Here is a 17,373-nt window from a genome sequence, read left to right on the forward strand (position 1 = left end):
CAATGGAAGATTTGCAACTAGTTTTGTTCGTTTTAGGCGCCATAGCCATAGTTGCTGTGCTGGTGCATGGATTTTGGTCTATCAGAAGACAACAACCTAAGTCATTGAAAGATAGTCCAATGGGCAATTTCTATAAAAAGCAGGCCGAACGTGGCGAAGGTGCACCTAAACGTGTCGATGCCGATGGTTTCGACGCCGACGGTATTGGTGCCGTCAGAGTTCGTAAAGCGAATGAAGCCCATACCCCAGAGGCACCTGCGTTTAATCCTTATTTAAAGCAAGAAGCCAAAACACAACCGCAACCAGTGGAACCCGTGCAAGTTGAACCTAAGCCGCTGTTTGAGCAAGAGCCAAGCATGGCGCAGCCTGATTTTAGTCTGCAATCCCCCACGGCCAAAGAGCAACACCGCGGTCCTAAAGCATCACGCCAAGAGCCCGTATTACAAGGACATTCTGCCAATCTCGCCCAAGCCCATGTAGGGCAATCCCATGCGGCCATGGTGGCGCAAAAGGTTGCAGAAGAACAACGCGCACAGGTGCAAATGCCAACCCAAACAGCCTTGTTTGATGATGAAGAGCCGTATGAAGAAGAGCAATCTCAAGCCGTTGAACAGGCAGATGATGATTTAGGCGAGCCACGTGATGTATTAGTGCTGCACGTTGTGGCAAAAGAAGGCCAGCAGCTTAATGGCGCCGAATTGTTACCTTGCTTCTTAACCCTTAATTTTAAATATGGCGATATGAATATTTTCCACCGCCATGTGGATAATGCTGGTAATGGTAAGGTGTTGTTCTCCATTGCGAATATGGTAAAACCTGGGGTTTTTGACCCAGACAATATGGAACAATTCAGCACCCAAGGTGTGGTGTTCTTTATGACCTTACCTTGCTACGGTGATGCGCTAATGAATTTCTCCATCATGCTTAACTCGGCGCGCCAATTGGCGGATGATATTGATGCGGTCGTGCTCGATGGTCAGCGTCAACCTTGGGGCGAGTTTACTAAGCAAGATTATTTACACCGCATTCGCGCAAACGCTTAATGCAACGCCGCGAGACTGCGGTGATAGACAGATGGGGCCGCTAAATGCGGCCTCATTTTTTGCAACTTTTTGATGCTTAAGAATTCTGGATAATGAATATGCAAGACATTCAACTCGATAAACGCCTATCTGAACTGCTTTCTCAAGCTGTCACGCCACACAATGCTCAGCCATTGATGCAGGCGCTCTGCCAATCTCTGAATGAACACAATATTCGTTACTATGTTGATGATGCGCCAAGCATTACCGACTCCGAATACGACAGATTAATGCAGCGTCTGAAACAGCTTGAGGCCGAGTATCCTCAGTTTGTTGCTGCCGACTCACCCACCCAAAGAGTGGGCGGCATGGCGCTGGCAAAGTTTGAACAAATCACTCATCTTAAGCCTATGTTAAGTCTCGATAATGCCTTCGATGAGGCAGACTTTAGCGCGTTTCATAAACGTGTCAGCGACAGAGTTGGCGAAGTGAGTTTTTGTTGTGAGCCTAAGCTCGATGGTCTAGCTGTGAGTATTTTGTATCGCAATGGTGTGCTTGAGCGCGCCGCGACCCGGGGTGATGGTACCGTGGGTGAGGATATTACTGAAAACGTTAAAACCATTAAGTCGATTCCGCTCAAACTGCGCGGTGACAACTATCCCGAATTGGTCGAAGTGCGCGGCGAAGCCTTTATGCCCAAGGCGGCGTTTGAGGCACTAAATGAGCGTGCACGCTTAAAGGATGAAAAGCTGTTCGTCAATCCGCGTAATGCGGCGGCGGGCAGCTTACGTCAGCTCGACAGTAAAATTACCGCGTCACGGGCGCTGTCTTTTTATGCCTACGCCTTAGGTGTGGTGGAGCCGACTTCCCATGAGCTAGCTAAGACGCATTATGAGCAATTGCAGCAACTTAAATCTTGGGGGCTACCAGTCAGTAGCGAGATCAAAGTCTGTGACGAACTCAGCCAAGTATTTGCCTACTATCAAGATATATTGACTCGCCGCAGCTATTTACCCTTTGAGATCGATGGCGTGGTGATGAAGGTGAACGATATCGCCCAGCAGCAAACCTTAGGGTTTGTGGCTAAATCACCCCGTTGGGCGATTGCCTATAAGTTCCCCGCTCAGGAAGAAATGACCCTGCTCGAAGGCGTAGATTTTCAAGTGGGCCGCACTGGCGCGGTGACTCCAGTCGCGCGCCTAAAACCTGTGTTTGTCGGCGGCGTGACCGTATCGAACGCGACTTTGCACAATGCCGATGAAATCGAGCGTTTAGGTGTGATGGTGGGCGATACTGTGATTATCCGCCGTGCCGGCGATGTGATCCCGCAAATTGTGGCCATAGTGCCTGAGCGTCGCCCAGAAGATGCGAAGGCGATTGCCTTCCCGCAACATTGCCCCGTTTGCGGTAGTTTGGTTGAGCGATTAGAAGGTGAGGCCGTGACCCGTTGTAGCGGCGGCTTATTCTGTGAGGCCCAGCGTAAAGAGGCGATCAAGCATTTTGCCTCCCGCAAGGCATTAGATATCGACGGCATGGGCGATAAAATTGTCGAGCAGTTGATTGATAAGGAGCTGGTGCAAAGCCCGGCTGACTTATTTAAACTCCCCGCCTCTATGATGACCATGCTCGACCGTATGGGAATGAAGTCGGCCACCAATCTCGCGCAGGCGATTGAAGCGGCTAAAACCACGACTTTGCCTCGTTTCCTCTATGCCTTAGGCATTCGTGAGGTGGGGGAGGCCACGGCGTCGAACCTTGCGACTCACTTTGGTAGCCTAGAGGCACTGCGCGTGGCCACCATTGAGCAACTTATTCAAGTTGAAGATATTGGTGAAGTGGTTGCCCAGCACGTGGCGCATTTCTTTGCCCAGCCCCATAACCTAGAGGTGATCGATGCTTTGATTGCGGCGGGCGTCAACTGGCCTACGATTGCAGCGCCAAGCGCCGATGAGCAGCCGTTGAAGGGGCAGACTTGGGTGTTAACAGGGACCTTAAATCAACTCAACCGTAACGATGCTAAGGCGCAGTTACAGGCCTTAGGCGCCAAAGTAGCGGGCAGTGTGTCGAAAAATACCGATTGCTTAGTCGCGGGCGAAGCGGCGGGGTCTAAGCTTGCCAAAGCGCAGGAGCTTGGCGTGAAAGTGATTGGCGAGGATGAATTGTTGGCCTTACTGGCAAATAGCTAAGTCGCTGTCCCTTCGATTATAAAGCCCTGCCTTGCGGGGCTTTTTTATGACTAAGATATGGGGCCGTGGTTTATGTGGTGAACTTGGCATAACACAACTTGAGCCTAGCAAACTTGAGCGTGACACTTAAACGTAACAAGCTTGCACGAATTATTCACACCAGCCATTGAATTTAGCCGTTACGCCACCATCTAGTTTATATTGCTTTAGTTTTTACTAAATGGATTGCGATTGAATTTTAGTCACATCACTTGGCTCGATGATAAAGGCCATATCAAACCACCGATTTTTTTATATGCCATTCTGGCTTTTCTCGCCCGCGGCTGGTGTATTTTTATTGCCTCGCTTACTCAAGCCAGTGATAGATCAGAATTAGTCAGGCTCTTCTATCCCGAAAAGTCAGACTTTTTGCTTGCACTCGCGGCGGGCTTGGGCGCGGTGGCGCTCTATTTTGTGGTTATCGCGGAGCGTCGTCGCTCACCCTTATTACTGCGTCCGCTGTTTGCCCACCTCAAATGGGGATTGTGGTTATTGCTATTAGTCGATGCTGCCTTACTCGCACAGCGGCTAATCCACGGGCAATTTTTATTCCATTGGAGTTTGGCCCTCGACGCCTTAGTGTTGTTCTGGTCATGTTTGTATGTTTACAAGTCAAAGCGCCTTAGCTATTACCTCGCCGACTGGCCGAAAGAGAATGCAACTTCGGCTAAAAAAGACTAGACTCATCTCGTTGTAATTCCAGCTTTTTATCTAACCTCGAACCACAGAGGGATGATTTGTGTGTACTATCCCTCAGTTTGATAAGCATTTTTTCATTTATAGCTTACTGATTTTGTTGAATCATCTATAGTTATATGTACTTAGCTTAAATGTACGACTAAAGAAGCAAAGATTTACGCTTCTTGTGTACATGAAAGGAGTCATATTGCGTGGCAAAAGCAGCACAACGAAAATTATTACTTTCCGAACTTCAACTTGGCATGAGAGTCAAGTTGCCTTTGTCATGGACGAATCACCCTTTTTTATTTAACCGTGTGGATATCAGTAGTCCGGCTCACATTGAAATGATCCGCGGACTCGGTGTGCCCTATGTGTATCTGATTTCAGGTAACAGCGATGAACTCGAATCGATAGATGAAGATGAAGAAGTCGAGGAGATTGAAGAAGCGCCACCGGAGCGTGACTTGAAGGCCGATACCCGTAAGGCGATGCGTTTAAGCCAAAGACGATTTTTAGAGAGCGTCAACCAGTGCCGTAATGTGTATGGCAAAGTCGTGAGCGACCCAGAAGGCGCTTATCGCTTATCCGCCGCACTGGTCGAAGATTTACTCAGCCATCTACAAGAAGTCGAAAAACCTTTCCTCACCTTAGTCGGAATGGATGAAAAAGAGGTCAGTGTGACTCAGCATGGCATCTCGGTAGCAGTATTAGCCATGATGATAGGCCAAGCTCTCGACTTGCCAGCGCGGGATCTGCGTGATATTGCCTTGGGGAGCTTATTTCACGATATAGGTAAACTCAAAGTCCCCGATGTGATCCGCCGTAAACGGGGGGCACTCACTCCCCATGAGGCTAATTACCTACAGATGCACCCCAACTTTGGCTATGACATGCTGAATCGCTCGGGACTCTTTCCAAAGGAAGTGCTGAATATTGTGTTGCATCACCATGAGTTTATCGATGGTTCAGGTTTTCCCGATGGGCTGACTGGAGCCAAAATCCCCATTACCACTCAAATAGTGAGTCTGGCGAACGATTACGATCAGCAGCTTAGTGGTCAGCAGGCGTCCTCACCGCAGGTGGCATTAGGTTATTTATTTAAAAACCGAGCGAGTAAGCATGCCGAATCCTTAATTGCAGTATTGGTTAAGATTTTAGGCATCTATCCGCCCGGCACTATCGTCAAGCTGTCCGACGACACTGTCGCTAAGGTGATCATGACCACTAAAGAGGTGAGTCAACCGCAGGTGTGGGCCTGTAAGGAAGATGGCAGCGAGGCCTCGTTACGCTTTTTAAGTGATGAAGGGGTGACAGTACAAAAGACCATTCGCGCGGAGGAGTTAACCGAGGGCGCGATCCGCACCTTGCAAATGGATAAAGGCATTAGTTTTTATTTTAGCTCGTTCCAAGCTTGAATCCCTGCGCCAGAGTTCCGTATGCTATTGGCCGAAATACCTTGGGGTGACGGTCAAAGGAAATGGAGTTGAGTGTGGTAAATCAAAAAAGTGTTGCGGTTGTCGGTTGTGGTTGGTTTGGCTTTGCCCTTGCTAAACACTTAGTACAAGCGGGTTATCGAGTCACTGGTGCTAAACGCCACACGGAGGAGTTAGCACCGCTCACTGAGGCGGGGATCCGTGGATTCCAACTGCAACTCGGGGATGACGCTGACGTTCTCCCCGACGCGCAAGCTTTAAAGGACTTGTTTCAGACAGACTTTCTTCTCGTCAATATTCCTCCGCGCCTCAAACATGGTAATACCGCTTATCTTCAAGAATTGCAGCAATTAATTGCGCTAACCCAAGGCTGGCATTATCAAGGCATAGTGTTTATCAGTACTACGGGTGTTTATCCCTCCATTGACAAATCCATGACCGAAGCGGACGCACAGGCCGAGTCACCTTCATCACAGGTGTTATTGGACGCCGAAGCCTTATTTGCTCGCCAACCGAATAGCTGCATCGTACGTTTTGCGGGGTTGGTTGGACCCAAACGTCATCCTGGGCGCTTCTTTGCCGGTAAAACCGATGTGGCTGGCGGCAATGTTGCGGTTAATCTGGTGCATTTGCAGGACTGCGTTGCGGCGGTGAGCTTGATTATTGATGCAAAGGCGAAGGGGGAAAAGGTCGCCGCAATTTATAATCTTTGCGCGCCAGAGCATCCCTCGAGAAGCGAATTTTATGTGGCCGCCGCCGAGTCCTTGGGATTAGCGGCGCCACAATTTAATGGGCAGGTACAACCCAGCAAAGTCATTCTCGGTGATGCGATAGTCCGCGAGCTTGGGTTTGAGTATCAGTTTGCTTCCCCTCTTGCGATGTTAGCGGCCTGTTAATGGGTGATTTTGCGCCTATTGTTAACAAATGTTTAAGAACAAAGGCCATATTTTGAGGTATCTTAATGGCCTGCGCGAGTTGCAAACGACTTACTATTCAATGATGCAGTCACTAATAAGAAGAGAATATATGAAAAGCCTAACTAATCTTGTTCGACCTTTGGCAGCTTTGGCATGTGGATTGGTCTTAAGTGCCAGTTTTGCGCTGCAAGCGGCGAGTTTTGAAGAAGGGAAGGACTATGTCACTGTCGCTGGGATCAGCGAAGCGCAAAAGCCTGTACTGCGTGAGTTTTTCTCCTATAACTGTCCACATTGCTATAAGCAGGAACCCTTTGTCGCTTCCACGGTAAAACTCTTGGGCAAGGATGTGGCCTTCGAACGCACGCCTGTGGGCGCGGGACGTCCCGCGTGGGAGCTGAGCCAATTGGCGTATTTTGTCGCACAGAAGCTGAAAATGACCAAGCAAGTGCATGAAGCGATTTTTAAACAAATCCATGAGAAGGGTGAACAATTTACTCGCCCTGAACAGGTGAAGGCCTTCTTTGTGGCTCAAGGCGCGAAAGCTGATGATGTTGATGCAGCAATGAATTCAGTTGATGCGAAGTTTTCCGTGATGAATTACGACTCGCAAGCGCAATTGTCGGGCATCAAAGGTGTGCCGTCGTTATTAGTGAATGGCCGTTACTTAATCACGTCTAAGGTTCACACGCCTGAAGAATTGGCCGAGTTAGTGAAATTCTTAGCCGCCAAATAATGGGATGATCAGTAGCGTCTATGATGGCGCCAATTTACCTGTTTATCTGTTTCCTATAACCCAGCCATGCTGGGTTATTTTTTACCTTTTGTTGACCAATCTAAATGGCTTCGATTGAGCTGATAACTCTCGGATTACACTCGACGTGATACGATATTTTGTTTGTATGACAGGCTGTTACTACTTTCTAGCTGTTCCACTTACCACGCCATTTTGTCTCTTTCTAGTCTTAGGCTGTTCGACATTGGTCTAAGTTGCTCAAAAAATGACTTTTGCAATCAAATGTAAAATCATTGTTAACTTTATGATTTTAAATACTATTCAATTTTTATCCGTGTGAGGTATTTCGCAAATTAGACTAAGGTCTTGATTGTGGTCACTCCAGCTGTTGCTAGATTTAACGAGACTTAAAAATAAAACAGCACAGGGGAGTCGCTATGGCGTTTGAAAATAATGATAAAGCAAAAGGTTACTGGAACGAGAATTTACGTTTGGTTTTGGGCCTATTAGCTATTTGGGCCGCAGTCTCATTTGGATGTGGCATTCTATTGGTTGATGTACTTAATGAAATCCATTTCATGGGCTTCAAGTTAGGTTTCTGGTTTGCTCAACAGGGATCTATGTATGTCTTTGTTGCGCTTATTTTTGTCTATGCGGCAAAAGCCAACGCCTTAGATAAAAAATATAACGTACAAGAAGACTAAGGAGAACGGAAATGGGTGTACAAGGATTAACTTATCTGATTGTGGGGCTGTCGTTCGCGCTCTACATTGGGATCGCGATTTGGTCCCGTGCGGGCTCGACTAAAGAGTTCTATGTAGCGGGTGGCGGTGTTCACCCCGTTGTGAACGGTATGGCAACGGCAGCCGACTGGATGTCAGCGGCATCCTTTATTTCGTTAGCGGGTATTGTTTCTTTCGTCGGTTATGACGGCAGTGTGTACCTGATGGGCTGGACAGGCGGTTACGTTCTATTAGCCCTGTGTATGGCACCATACTTACGTAAATTTGGTAAGTTTACCGTGCCTGATTTCGTGGGTGAACGTTATTACTCCCAAGCGGCGCGTACGGTAGCGGTTATTTGCGCTATCTTCATCTGCTTTACGTATATTGCAGGTCAGATGCGCGGTGTGGGCGTAGTATTCTCTCGCTTCCTCGAAGTTGAGGTGGATACTGGCGTGTACATCGGTATGGCCGTGGTGTTCTTCTATGCGGTACTCGGTGGTATGAAGGGTATTACCTATACTCAGGTGGCCCAGTACTGCGTGCTGATCTTCGCCTTTATGGTGCCTGCAATCTTCCTATCTGTGATGATGACGGGTCATATCATTCCTCAAATTGGTTTCGGTGCTCAGTTAATCGATGCTGCTGGTAATAACTCTGGCGTCTATCTGTTAGAGAAACTCAACAATCTATCGGTAGATTTAGGCTTTGCGCCATACACCGATGGCTCTAAGAGCATGATCGACGTGTTCTGTATTACCGGCGCTCTGATGGTTGGTACCGCAGGTTTACCCCATGTTATTGTGCGTTTCTTCACTGTACCTAAAGTGAAAGATGCGCGTATCTCTGCTGGCTGGGCACTGGTGTTTATCGCCATCATGTACACCACTGTACCTGCATTAGCGGCCTTCTCCCGTGTAAATATGATTGAGACCATTAACGGTCCAGATCAAAAGGGTGTTGCCTATGAAACTGCGCCTGATTGGATCAAAAACTGGGAAAAAACTGGCCTGATCAAATGGGATGACAAGAATGGCGACGGCAAAATCTATTACGCAAAAGGCAAAATGGAAGATGCTGCTAGCCCTAACGAAATGAAGATCGACAACGATATCATCGTATTAGCAACGCCAGAAATCGCTAATCTGCCAGCTTGGGTTATCGCGCTGGTGGCTGCGGGTGGTCTTGCTGCGGCACTATCAACCTCTGCGGGTCTGTTGTTGGTTATCTCTACTTCAGTATCACATGACTTACTGAAGAAGAACCTGATGCCGAATATCTCTGACAAGAAAGAGTTAATGTACGCTCGACTTGCTGCTGGTATCGGTATTGTGATTGCCGGTTACTTCGGGGTTAACCCTCCAGGATTCGTAGCAGCTGTGGTGGCATTCGCCTTCGGTCTGGCAGCGTCATCTCTGTTCCCTGCGATTATCATGGGTATCTTCTCTAAGACCATGAACAAAGAAGGTGCTATTGCAGGTATGGTAATAGGTTTACTGTTCACTGCGGGTTATATCATCTACTTCAAGTTTGTGAACCCAACGGCCAACGTATCGGCGAACTGGTTCCTCGGTATTTCGCCAGAAGGTATCGGTATGGTGGGTATGCTAGTGAACTTTGCGGTTGCGGCTATTGTCTGCAAACTGACCGCAGCGGCACCAGCCCATGTACAGGATATGGTTGAGTCTATCCGTTTCCCTAAAGGGGCGGGTGAGGCCAGCGGCCACTAATATCATTTAGATTAAGAAAAAAGGACGCGTTTGCGTCCTTTTGTTTTTGGTGGTGTCAGCGCTGAGTTCGAGCCTGACTTTAGTCGTATATGGCCCAACAATCGAGCGCGTTATAGTGGGATAAAATTCACCTAAAATAAGGTGTTGCTATGAACGCCAGCGAATTACAACCCGTTGTGCAGTTTTTAACGTCTACGGCTCCCTTCGATACCTTGCCAGACGACACTATTCGCCATTGTGCTAAGTCAGTGATCGTCGGTTATTACAGCAAAGCCTCAGGATTTGTGAAATTTGATGCCGATGCGCCGAAATTGTATTTGGTTCGCAGCGGTGCCTTTGAGGTACGCGATCCCGAAGGGGTCTTAGTAGACAGGGTCGCCGAAGGGGAGTTTTTTGGCTTTTCGACCTTATTGTCAGGGGAGAAGGTCGTGAATCGGGTCGCCATTCTCGAAGACAGTTTGGTATACCACTTACCGCAGGCATTGTTCGATCAACTACGCAGTGAAAGTCGGCATTTTGATAAATTTTTCACCCGCGCCTTTGCCAAGCGGTTGCGCCATGAGGCGCGTTTTAAGGCCAAAGATCTGACGACCACCAGTCGTATCAGTACCTTGATGTCATCTTCACCCATTATGATCGATGCCCATGCTAGCGTAACGCAAGCGGCGCTCTTGATGCGTAACTCGCGGGTGTCGTCTTTACTCGTCACAGATAATCATAAGCTAGTGGGGATTTTAACCGACAAGGATCTGCGTAATCGGGTGCTTGCTGCCGGACTCGATGGCCGAATCGCTGTGCATCAAGCCATGACCACATCGCCGATTTCGATTTCATCGAATGCCTTGATTTTCGAGGCGATGTTATTAATGAGTGAGCATAACATTCATCACTTGCCGATCATTGATGATCAAAATACCGATGAAGTGAAAGCCATTGGTATGGTGACCAGCACCGACATCTTACGCGGCCAAGGTTCGCAGCCCTTGCTGCTGATTGGTGAAATCGAGCGACAGCGGGATCTCGCCAGCTTAATTAGCGTCAGTAAACAAATTCCCTTGTTGTTACAAAATTTAATCAGTGCCGATGCAAGGGCTGAGGAGATTGGTCGCGTGCTGACCTCGGTCACCGATGCCTTAACCCGGCGATTGATTGTATTAAATCAGCAAATTCTCGGTGAGGCGCCGATGGCGTTTTGCTGGTTAGCCTTTGGCTCGCAGGGGCGGCAAGACCAAGCCGCTTGTTCGGATCAAGATAACGGACTGCTGGTGGCCGAAGAAATGGATGATTATGCCAAAGGGTATTTCGATGCCTTGACCCATGCGGTCTGTGCTGGGCTTGACCAATGTGGCTATGCCTTTTGCCCCGGCAATATCATGGCGCAAAATCCTAAGTGGCGTATGTCACTCAAAGCATGGCAACAGGTCTTTGAAAAGTGGGTGGTTACGCCAGAGCCAAAGGCATTGATGCATGCGAGTATTTTCTTCGATATGCGTTCGGTGTTTGGCCCGCAATCCTTATTCAATGCTCTGCAGGATAAAGTGCTGGCACAAACCAAAGACAATGATATTTTCCTCGCGGGTTTAACTGGCAATTCCTTAATCGAGTCTCCGCCCTTAGGATTTTTTAGAAAATTTGTGTTAGAACGCGATGGCAGTGAAGTCAAAGGCATTGATTTAAAGCATAAAGGTAATGCCTTGATCAACGATATCGCCCGCGTATATGCCCTGTCGGCCGGCATAAAGGAAGTCAATACTGCCAAACGCATTCGGGCACTGATGGACGCGAATATTCTCAATCGTAAGGATGCGCTTAACTTAGCCGATGCTCACGAGTTTATCGCCCATATGCGGTTATCAAATCAAGGTTACCAACATACGCAGGGGCTTAAGATTAGTAACTATCTGTTACCTGGACATTTATCTTCTTTGGTACGGCATCAACTACGGGATGCCTTTAAGGTGGTCCATGATGCCCAGTCGGGCATGAAGATGAAATTTATGCGGAGCTTTTAATGGGACCATGGTGGGTTAACGCTAAGCTGAGGTGGCGAGCACTGCGCTGTCAGCATGAGTTATTTAAGGATTACTATCAATCCTTATTGCCACTCTTAGATTTGCCCATCAGTCGCGCGCCCTTGATGGCGATGGATTTGGAGATGACGGGCTTAGATCCTCTAAATGACCAAATTTTAAGTATTGGGCTGGTCCCGATTGAAAATGGCACTATTCCACTTGGGAGCGCGCAGCAAAAATTAGTGCAAATCCAGGGCAGTGTCGGACAGAGTGCGACGATACATGGCATTCTCGATAATCATTTAACTGAGGCTGTGAGTATTGAGGAGGCGATGGCATGGTTTGTGAGCCAAACCCGTGGGCACATCTTGGTTGCGCACCACTCTCCACTCGATTGCCGTTTTTTACAACAAGATATTTTGTCTATTTATCATCAAGCTATCGTTATACCTGCAATTGATACCCTATTGCTTGAGAAACATCGGTTGTTACGCGAACACTCAGTGCTTAAAGAGGGGAGTCTAAGATTGGGAGCCTGTCGTGAGCGATATGGTTTGCCTATCTATGGCGCCCATAGCGCACTGACAGATGCCTTAGCCTGTGGCGAACTGTTATTAGCGCAGGTGGCTAGCATGGGCGGCGCCGAGGAGTTAAAAGTGGGGGAATTATTGGCTTACTCGAGCTAAGACGGGTATTAAAGACATCAAAGGGTTCGCCAAAATCGATAGCGAGATTTGAGTGACGTACGCCACTTTGCTGCAATAGTGACTTCTTCATTCAACAGACTTGGCTAAGTCCATGGTTCACTTAGCCAAGCCTCTGATTAGAAAAAATATCAGTTCTGTTGTCAGTCTTTGTCGTGGTTAGGCTGTCTTGTGCTTGAAAGGCAATTTATTTAAGAGAGTCTCAGATAACGCTTTTCCACTCGCTCGGTTAGTCTTTGGATAACTCCGCCTCTAATTCTAGGCATAAGAGTCGTAATTCCTCGATACGCTCTGCACTCATGCTAGAGCGAGCCACCAATTTCTCTGTGAGTTGAGTCGCTTCATCCTGCAATTGTCGCCCCTTAAGGGTAAGTGATATCACTTTTTTCCGTTCATCCAGTTCTGATAAATTTCGAGTGAGTAATCCTTTTGATTCCAAACGCTTCACGATTGGCGTTAAGGTGCTTGGATCTAAGCGAGTGTCGTTAGACAACTCTTTCAGGCTGACGTCATTCACGTACCAGAGTGAATGCATCACAATGTACTGGGGATAAGTGAGATCATATTCGTCAAGGATGGGGCGAAACGCTCTCACTAATGAGTTCGTGGCCGAATACAGTGCAAAGCACACATTGTCAGATAATTTTTGAGCCATACACTTTACCCATGATTAGCAAGAAGTAGTGATGTTAACAAATTACGCGGTCTAAAAATAGTTTGCGCACAAAATATTTTTAGACTTAGTAGTTGCTTTCTGCATCACATCTGGTTACCTTATTGACATAAAGTTTGCGCACAAACTATTTGCAAGCGAATAGAGTCGTGCATTGTCTACGAAAAACACATATTCCAGTTTGATGTGTGTTGGATTTAATAGAGGTTAACACCATGATAAGCAATCAAATTCATTTAGCATCACGTCCTACAGGTATGCCAACACAAACTAACTTTAAGTTGGTCGAGGTCACATTACCCGCCTTGAAAACCGGAGAAGTGTTAGTCAAAAACACTTGGATGTCGGTCGATCCCTATATGCGCGGTCGGATGATCGACAAGGATTCCTATATTCCGCCATACCAAATTAATGAAGTGATGGATGGTGGCGCCATTGGTGAAGTCATTGAATCCTTAAATCCACAATTTCCCGTTGGTGCCAAGGTGAGCCATATCAGTGGCTGGCGTAGTGCCTTTATCAGTGACGGTAGCGATCTCACTTTATTACCTGCAGTGAATATTCCTGAGCAGTACTTTTTAGGTATTATCGGTATGCCTGGCTTGACAGCTTGGGTCGGTCTAATGAAAGTGGCTAAGTTAAAACCAACGGATACAGTATTTGTTTCAGCTGCATCCGGTGCGGTCGGTATGGTTGTCTGTCAAATCGCCAAGCTTAATGGCTGTAAAGTGATTGCTTCAGTTGGCTCAGATGAAAAAGCCGAGCTCGTCAAAAGTCTCGGTGTGGATGCGGTGATTAACTATAAAAATGTGACCGATTTAACCCAAGCACTGCGTGACGCGGCTCCAGAAGGCATTGATGTGTATTTTGAGAACGTCGGTGGCGCCCATCTTGAAGCTGCTTTAGATGTGATGAATGATTACGGCCGCATTTCGGTATGTGGCATGATTGCCTATTATAATGCGCAGACGCCAGTTCCTGGTCCAAGCAATCTCTTAGCGATTAACACCAAAAAGCTCACCATGCAGGGCTTTATTGTGATGGATTATTGGGACCAGTACAGCGAGTTTGTGGGACAGATGGCGCAGTGGTTACAAGAAGGCAAAATGAAGTCGGAAGAGACAGTATATCAAGGTTTAGAACAAGCTCCTGATGCATTTATCGGCTTATTCGAAGGCAAAAATAAAGGAAAGATGCTGGTTAAACTCTAATATTGCCTTGTCTTATGGCGCTCACTGATGAGGCCAATGACACCTTGGTGTAACCAATAGGTTAACCATATAACGGAAGCCTTTGACTGCAAAGACTTCCGTTTTTTCTGCTTATCTTCTTTTCGTATTTCAGATTCTTCACCGCTAACAAGCAGATAGATTCATGCTGTTGACATATTTCATCTTCAATTAACTCTTATCCCATTACACTGCATAAATTTCTGGTTTAAAGCTTCAAAAGACCTGTTAAATGAGTGAGCAACAAGTTTCATTTACGGGCGCTTAAGCAGAAAATTTGGCAATTATTTGCAACTGTACTTCACTCATACTAGTGATAATTCAAAGGGTAAGATTCACTGGTTTTAAAGGTGCCGTCTTTGAGGTAAACGGTCTAAAGACGAGTTTTATTAAAGGTGATTGTTGCCATAAGGGGATGATATGCCATTACCGTTACTTTGGCTTGGCAGTGCAGCAATGGGCGCGTTATTGCTCGCCGATGAGCGTGAAAAGCGTCAACAGCTTGAGCGTGACCGCCTATTAGGCAGAGCGCCACGGCAAGCGAGTGCCAACCAAGCCATGGTTGCAGCACCCAGCCAGTGGCAGAAGGGCTTTAAACAAGTCTCGCCGCAGCCTGGAAGCATTGTTTGCTGCTATGTGTTTGGGGTCATTGAACATACTGGCATTTGGTTGGCGGATGATTGCCTTATCGAGCTACATGGCTCAGGGCTGATAAGGGCGGTATCGGTAAAACGGTTTCTAGCGGGGCGTACTGGTAGCCAAATCTATATTGCCTGCAATCATCAACATCAACCACTGATTGCCAGTGATATGGTGAGCCGTGCCGAGCGGGCCATTTATCAATACCGTGAATATGATTTGTTCGACAACAACTGCCATCGATTCGTCTGGTCATGTTTGTGTGGTGAAGAGGTTGCCATAAAAAGCTTTAATGAATTAAATCAAAAACTCGCGGGCTATTTTAAGCAGGGGATTTACTGGGATGAAATGCGTCGAGTCCCTGAAGAGATAAAAATGTAAAAGGCCATCCGAAGATGGCCTTTGAGCCCTGTTAGCGGGATAAATTACTTACAGAAATAATCCACAGCACGTTTAACCAGCTCAATACCACTTAGCTCACAGGGTGGCAGCTGAGCATCACTCACCTGCACAGGGGTCACGCGCTCGCCCCACTGCAGTAGCAGCGCTGCTGAGGTTAACCCAGCACCGAAAGCGCAGGACAGAATGGTTTGGTTCGGCTTAATTAACCCTTTTTCCAACGCATCGCAGATGGCGATGGGGATAGTGGCCGCCGAGGTGTTGCCATAGTTAGCGATGTTCACGAAGGCTTTTTCTTTAGGGATCTTCATGCGGCTAACTAGGGTATCGATAATGCGCTCGTTCGCTTGGTGTGGGATCACTAGGTCGACTTCATCCTTATCGACGCCACATTTTTCAAGCACTTGAGTGCTTAACTTATTCATACCATTAATGGCACGTTTAAAGATTTCTTGGCCATCGAATTGAATATAAAAGTCTAATGATTCGGCGGAGAATCTGTCCATCGCAGTACCAAAACCGGCTTTTAGGATATCGCGACCTTCTGGGTCGTTATTCAGCTCATAGCCTAATACACCGCCTGGAACGTCCGTCGCTTCAACCACGACGGCACCCGCACCATCACCAAACAGCACTGCGGTTTCACGGCGTGACCAATCTAGATAGAATGATAAACGTTCAGCACCAATCACCAATACTTTCTTGCTCTGGCCACTCTTGATCTGTGAGCTGGCTAAACCTAAGCCGTATAAGAAGCCACTGCATGCCGCATTGATATCGAAGGCTGCACAGCTTGCGCCAATATTAGCCTGGACTGTAGAGGCAATATTGGGGATCAAGGTATCTGGGCTGGCGCTGGCTAAAATGATCATATCAATTTCGCTGCCGTCAATGCCTGCCGCGGCAAGGGCGCGTTTAGCGGCAACCGATGCTAATTCTGAGGTATTCACATGGCTGATATGACGCTGGCTGATCCCGGTACGGCTTTTAATCCATTCATCGGAAGTTTCGATAAAAGTAGCAAGATCATCGTTAGTCAAAGTGGCGGGAGGAACGCATTTTCCCCAGCCAGTGATAGTGGCGTACTGCATGGTGTTTTCTCTCAAATAAAAAAGGCAGAACTTAGCGTGCTGCCTCAAATCGACAACAAAGCTTATCGGTATAACGAATGACAGTCCGTGATCTAGACCACCTGTTTGGCGACGAGATCCCGAATTGTCATTGCGGCATGCAAAATATGATGTCGCAGCAACGCCGTGGCTTTCTCTGTTTCTCTTTGTTTGCAATAGTTGAGCAGTTCACGGTGCTCGTGCTCTGCTGCGGGAATACCTCCTGCGAGCAGCAATTGCAAACGGATATATCTATCGCAGTTAGTATTGAGGCCGTGGACAACCTCTAGCGTATGTGGACGATTGGCGGCTTGATATAAACAGGTATGAAACTGTGTATTTAGCTCGCTCCAACTGGCGACGGCATCTTCATGTTTAAAGGCCGATTCCAATTGCTCCAATACGCGTTCTGCTTTTATTAAATCTTCTTCTTGAAGTCGTGGTATGGCTTTGGCGAGTAGATCGGTCTCGATCATGGCGCGTAATTCAAAAAGCTCAGTCACTTGTTCAACGGATAATTCGGTCGCGGTCGCCCCTTTGTGGGGTTCGAACTTCACAAGCCCCTCCGCCTCCAGCTGTAGTAAGGCTTCTCTCACGGGAATACGGCTTACATGTAAGGCCTCGGCTAAGGCGCTTTGTCTGAGTGGTTCCCCTGCGGCTATATCACCCGAAAGAATTTTCTCTCTCAGCACTTCTACAACTAATTGGGTGCGGGTTTTATGGACTATAGGCGTAGTTCGACTCATTATGACCGTCTGTTTTTAGGTGTTTTATTGTTATCCGTGCAAGGTTACCGTTAAAAAGAGTACAAATAAAGGGAAAAGCTCGATTGAATACCGCATTCCTTATGCCTGAAAAACATTTATCGGCTGATTTATTGGGCTAAATACGCTGTGATAAGTCGTCTTTTATTCTTGTCTTAAACTCGCTTAGGTTGAGATAAGCCGGATCTGGGGCAAACAGTGTCATGTCTCTAACAACTTCGCGGTGCAATTTCTTGCAATGGATGGAATAATAGGGAAATTACGCATTAAGCGCCGTTTTTAGTGAGTGGAGTAGTACTGTGGGTACAGTCAATCGAGCCGTATTTTTAGACCGTGATGGTGTGATCAACAAAGATCATGGTTATGTGCATCAGGTGGATG

General features: G+C 47.3%; 16 protein-coding genes (1 of these 16 cut by a window edge). 13 read left to right on the plus strand and 3 right to left on the minus strand.

The window, feature by feature from the left end; genetic code table 11:
• Nucleotides 1–2 precede the first annotated feature (2 nt).
• The 10 genes from zipA to SHEWMR4_RS07980 all read left to right on the plus strand — a co-directional run bounded on the left by zipA (nucleotide 3) and on the right by SHEWMR4_RS07980 (nucleotide 12,161).
• Nucleotides 3–1,043: a cell division protein ZipA gene (gene zipA / locus SHEWMR4_RS07935; protein ID WP_011622289.1), complete on the plus strand. Its 1,041-nt coding sequence runs from the start codon at nucleotides 3–5 to the stop codon at nucleotides 1,041–1,043.
• A 98-nt stretch (nucleotides 1,044–1,141) separates the two neighbouring features.
• Nucleotides 1,142–3,208 (plus strand): NAD-dependent DNA ligase LigA, encoded by a 2,067-nt coding sequence (ligA, locus tag SHEWMR4_RS07940; protein WP_041409017.1) that lies wholly within the window; start codon nucleotides 1,142–1,144, stop codon nucleotides 3,206–3,208.
• A 231-nt stretch (nucleotides 3,209–3,439) separates the two neighbouring features.
• The gene (locus SHEWMR4_RS07945) at nucleotides 3,440–3,928 is read left to right on the plus strand and encodes a DUF2919 domain-containing protein (protein WP_041408744.1); all 489 of its coding nucleotides are present in this window, start codon (nucleotides 3,440–3,442) and stop codon (nucleotides 3,926–3,928) included.
• A gap of 209 nt (nucleotides 3,929–4,137) precedes the next feature.
• Nucleotides 4,138–5,343: an HD-GYP domain-containing protein gene (locus tag SHEWMR4_RS07950; RefSeq protein ID WP_011622292.1), complete on the plus strand. Its 1,206-nt coding sequence runs from the start codon at nucleotides 4,138–4,140 to the stop codon at nucleotides 5,341–5,343.
• Between the two features lie 62 nt (nucleotides 5,344–5,405).
• Complete coding sequence (locus SHEWMR4_RS07955) at nucleotides 5,406–6,257, plus strand: SDR family oxidoreductase (protein WP_011622293.1); 852 nt, start codon at nucleotides 5,406–5,408, stop codon at nucleotides 6,255–6,257.
• Nucleotides 6,258–6,387: 130 nt separating this feature from the next.
• Entirely contained in the window at nucleotides 6,388–7,011 is a 624-nt protein-coding gene (locus SHEWMR4_RS07960) for a thiol:disulfide interchange protein DsbA/DsbL (RefSeq protein WP_011622294.1), read from the plus strand.
• A 437-nt stretch (nucleotides 7,012–7,448) separates the two neighbouring features.
• Nucleotides 7,449–7,715, plus strand: a complete 267-nt coding sequence (locus tag SHEWMR4_RS07965; protein ID WP_011622295.1) for a DUF4212 domain-containing protein — start codon at nucleotides 7,449–7,451, stop codon at nucleotides 7,713–7,715.
• Nucleotides 7,716–7,726: 11 nt separating this feature from the next.
• On the plus strand, nucleotides 7,727–9,463 hold the full coding sequence (locus SHEWMR4_RS07970) for a sodium:solute symporter family protein (RefSeq protein ID WP_011622296.1): 1,737 nt from the start codon (nucleotides 7,727–7,729) through the stop codon (nucleotides 9,461–9,463).
• A 149-nt stretch (nucleotides 9,464–9,612) separates the two neighbouring features.
• Nucleotides 9,613–11,475: a DUF294 nucleotidyltransferase-like domain-containing protein gene (locus tag SHEWMR4_RS07975; RefSeq protein WP_011622297.1), complete on the plus strand. Its 1,863-nt coding sequence runs from the start codon at nucleotides 9,613–9,615 to the stop codon at nucleotides 11,473–11,475.
• On the plus strand, nucleotides 11,475–12,161 hold the full coding sequence (locus tag SHEWMR4_RS07980) for an exonuclease domain-containing protein (RefSeq protein ID WP_011622298.1): 687 nt from the start codon (nucleotides 11,475–11,477) through the stop codon (nucleotides 12,159–12,161). The genes SHEWMR4_RS07975 and SHEWMR4_RS07980 overlap by 1 nt, the downstream gene beginning before the upstream one ends.
• 247 nt (nucleotides 12,162–12,408) lie before the next feature.
• Here the strand turns inward: SHEWMR4_RS07980 and SHEWMR4_RS07985 are convergent, their stop codons facing one another.
• Nucleotides 12,409–12,834 carry a MarR family winged helix-turn-helix transcriptional regulator gene (locus SHEWMR4_RS07985; RefSeq protein ID WP_011622299.1) on the minus strand — a complete coding sequence of 142 codons (426 nt, stop codon included), beginning with the start codon at nucleotides 12,832–12,834 and terminating at the stop codon, nucleotides 12,409–12,411.
• Nucleotides 12,835–13,067: 233 nt separating this feature from the next.
• Between SHEWMR4_RS07985 and SHEWMR4_RS07990 the strand changes: the two genes are divergently transcribed.
• Both SHEWMR4_RS07990 and SHEWMR4_RS07995 read left to right on the plus strand, forming a co-directional pair.
• On the plus strand, nucleotides 13,068–14,063 hold the full coding sequence (locus SHEWMR4_RS07990; RefSeq protein WP_011622300.1) for an NADP-dependent oxidoreductase: 996 nt from the start codon (nucleotides 13,068–13,070) through the stop codon (nucleotides 14,061–14,063).
• A 438-nt stretch (nucleotides 14,064–14,501) separates the two neighbouring features.
• Complete coding sequence (locus SHEWMR4_RS07995; RefSeq protein WP_011622301.1) at nucleotides 14,502–15,101, plus strand: lecithin retinol acyltransferase family protein; 600 nt, start codon at nucleotides 14,502–14,504, stop codon at nucleotides 15,099–15,101.
• 44 nt (nucleotides 15,102–15,145) lie between these two features.
• Here the strand turns inward: SHEWMR4_RS07995 and SHEWMR4_RS08000 are convergent, their stop codons facing one another.
• On the minus strand, nucleotides 15,146–16,210 hold the full coding sequence (locus SHEWMR4_RS08000; RefSeq protein ID WP_011622302.1) for a ketoacyl-ACP synthase III: 1,065 nt from the start codon (nucleotides 16,208–16,210) through the stop codon (nucleotides 15,146–15,148).
• A 92-nt stretch (nucleotides 16,211–16,302) separates the two neighbouring features.
• Nucleotides 16,303–16,974 carry a GntR family transcriptional regulator gene (locus tag SHEWMR4_RS08005; RefSeq protein WP_011622303.1) on the minus strand — a complete coding sequence of 224 codons (672 nt, stop codon included), beginning with the start codon at nucleotides 16,972–16,974 and terminating at the stop codon, nucleotides 16,303–16,305.
• A 317-nt stretch (nucleotides 16,975–17,291) separates the two neighbouring features.
• Here SHEWMR4_RS08005 and gmhB point away from each other — a divergent pair, with 317 nt between their 5' ends.
• Nucleotides 17,292–17,373: the 5' portion of a D-glycero-beta-D-manno-heptose 1,7-bisphosphate 7-phosphatase gene (gmhB, locus tag SHEWMR4_RS08010; RefSeq protein WP_011622304.1), read on the plus strand. Its footprint extends 470 nt past the window's final position; the window shows 82 of its 552 coding nt (coding positions 1–82); the start codon lies at nucleotides 17,292–17,294; its stop codon lies off the right edge, out of view.

The sequence above is a fragment of the Shewanella sp. MR-4 genome (assembly GCF_000014685.1).
Classification (GTDB): Bacteria; Pseudomonadota; Gammaproteobacteria; order Enterobacterales; family Shewanellaceae; genus Shewanella.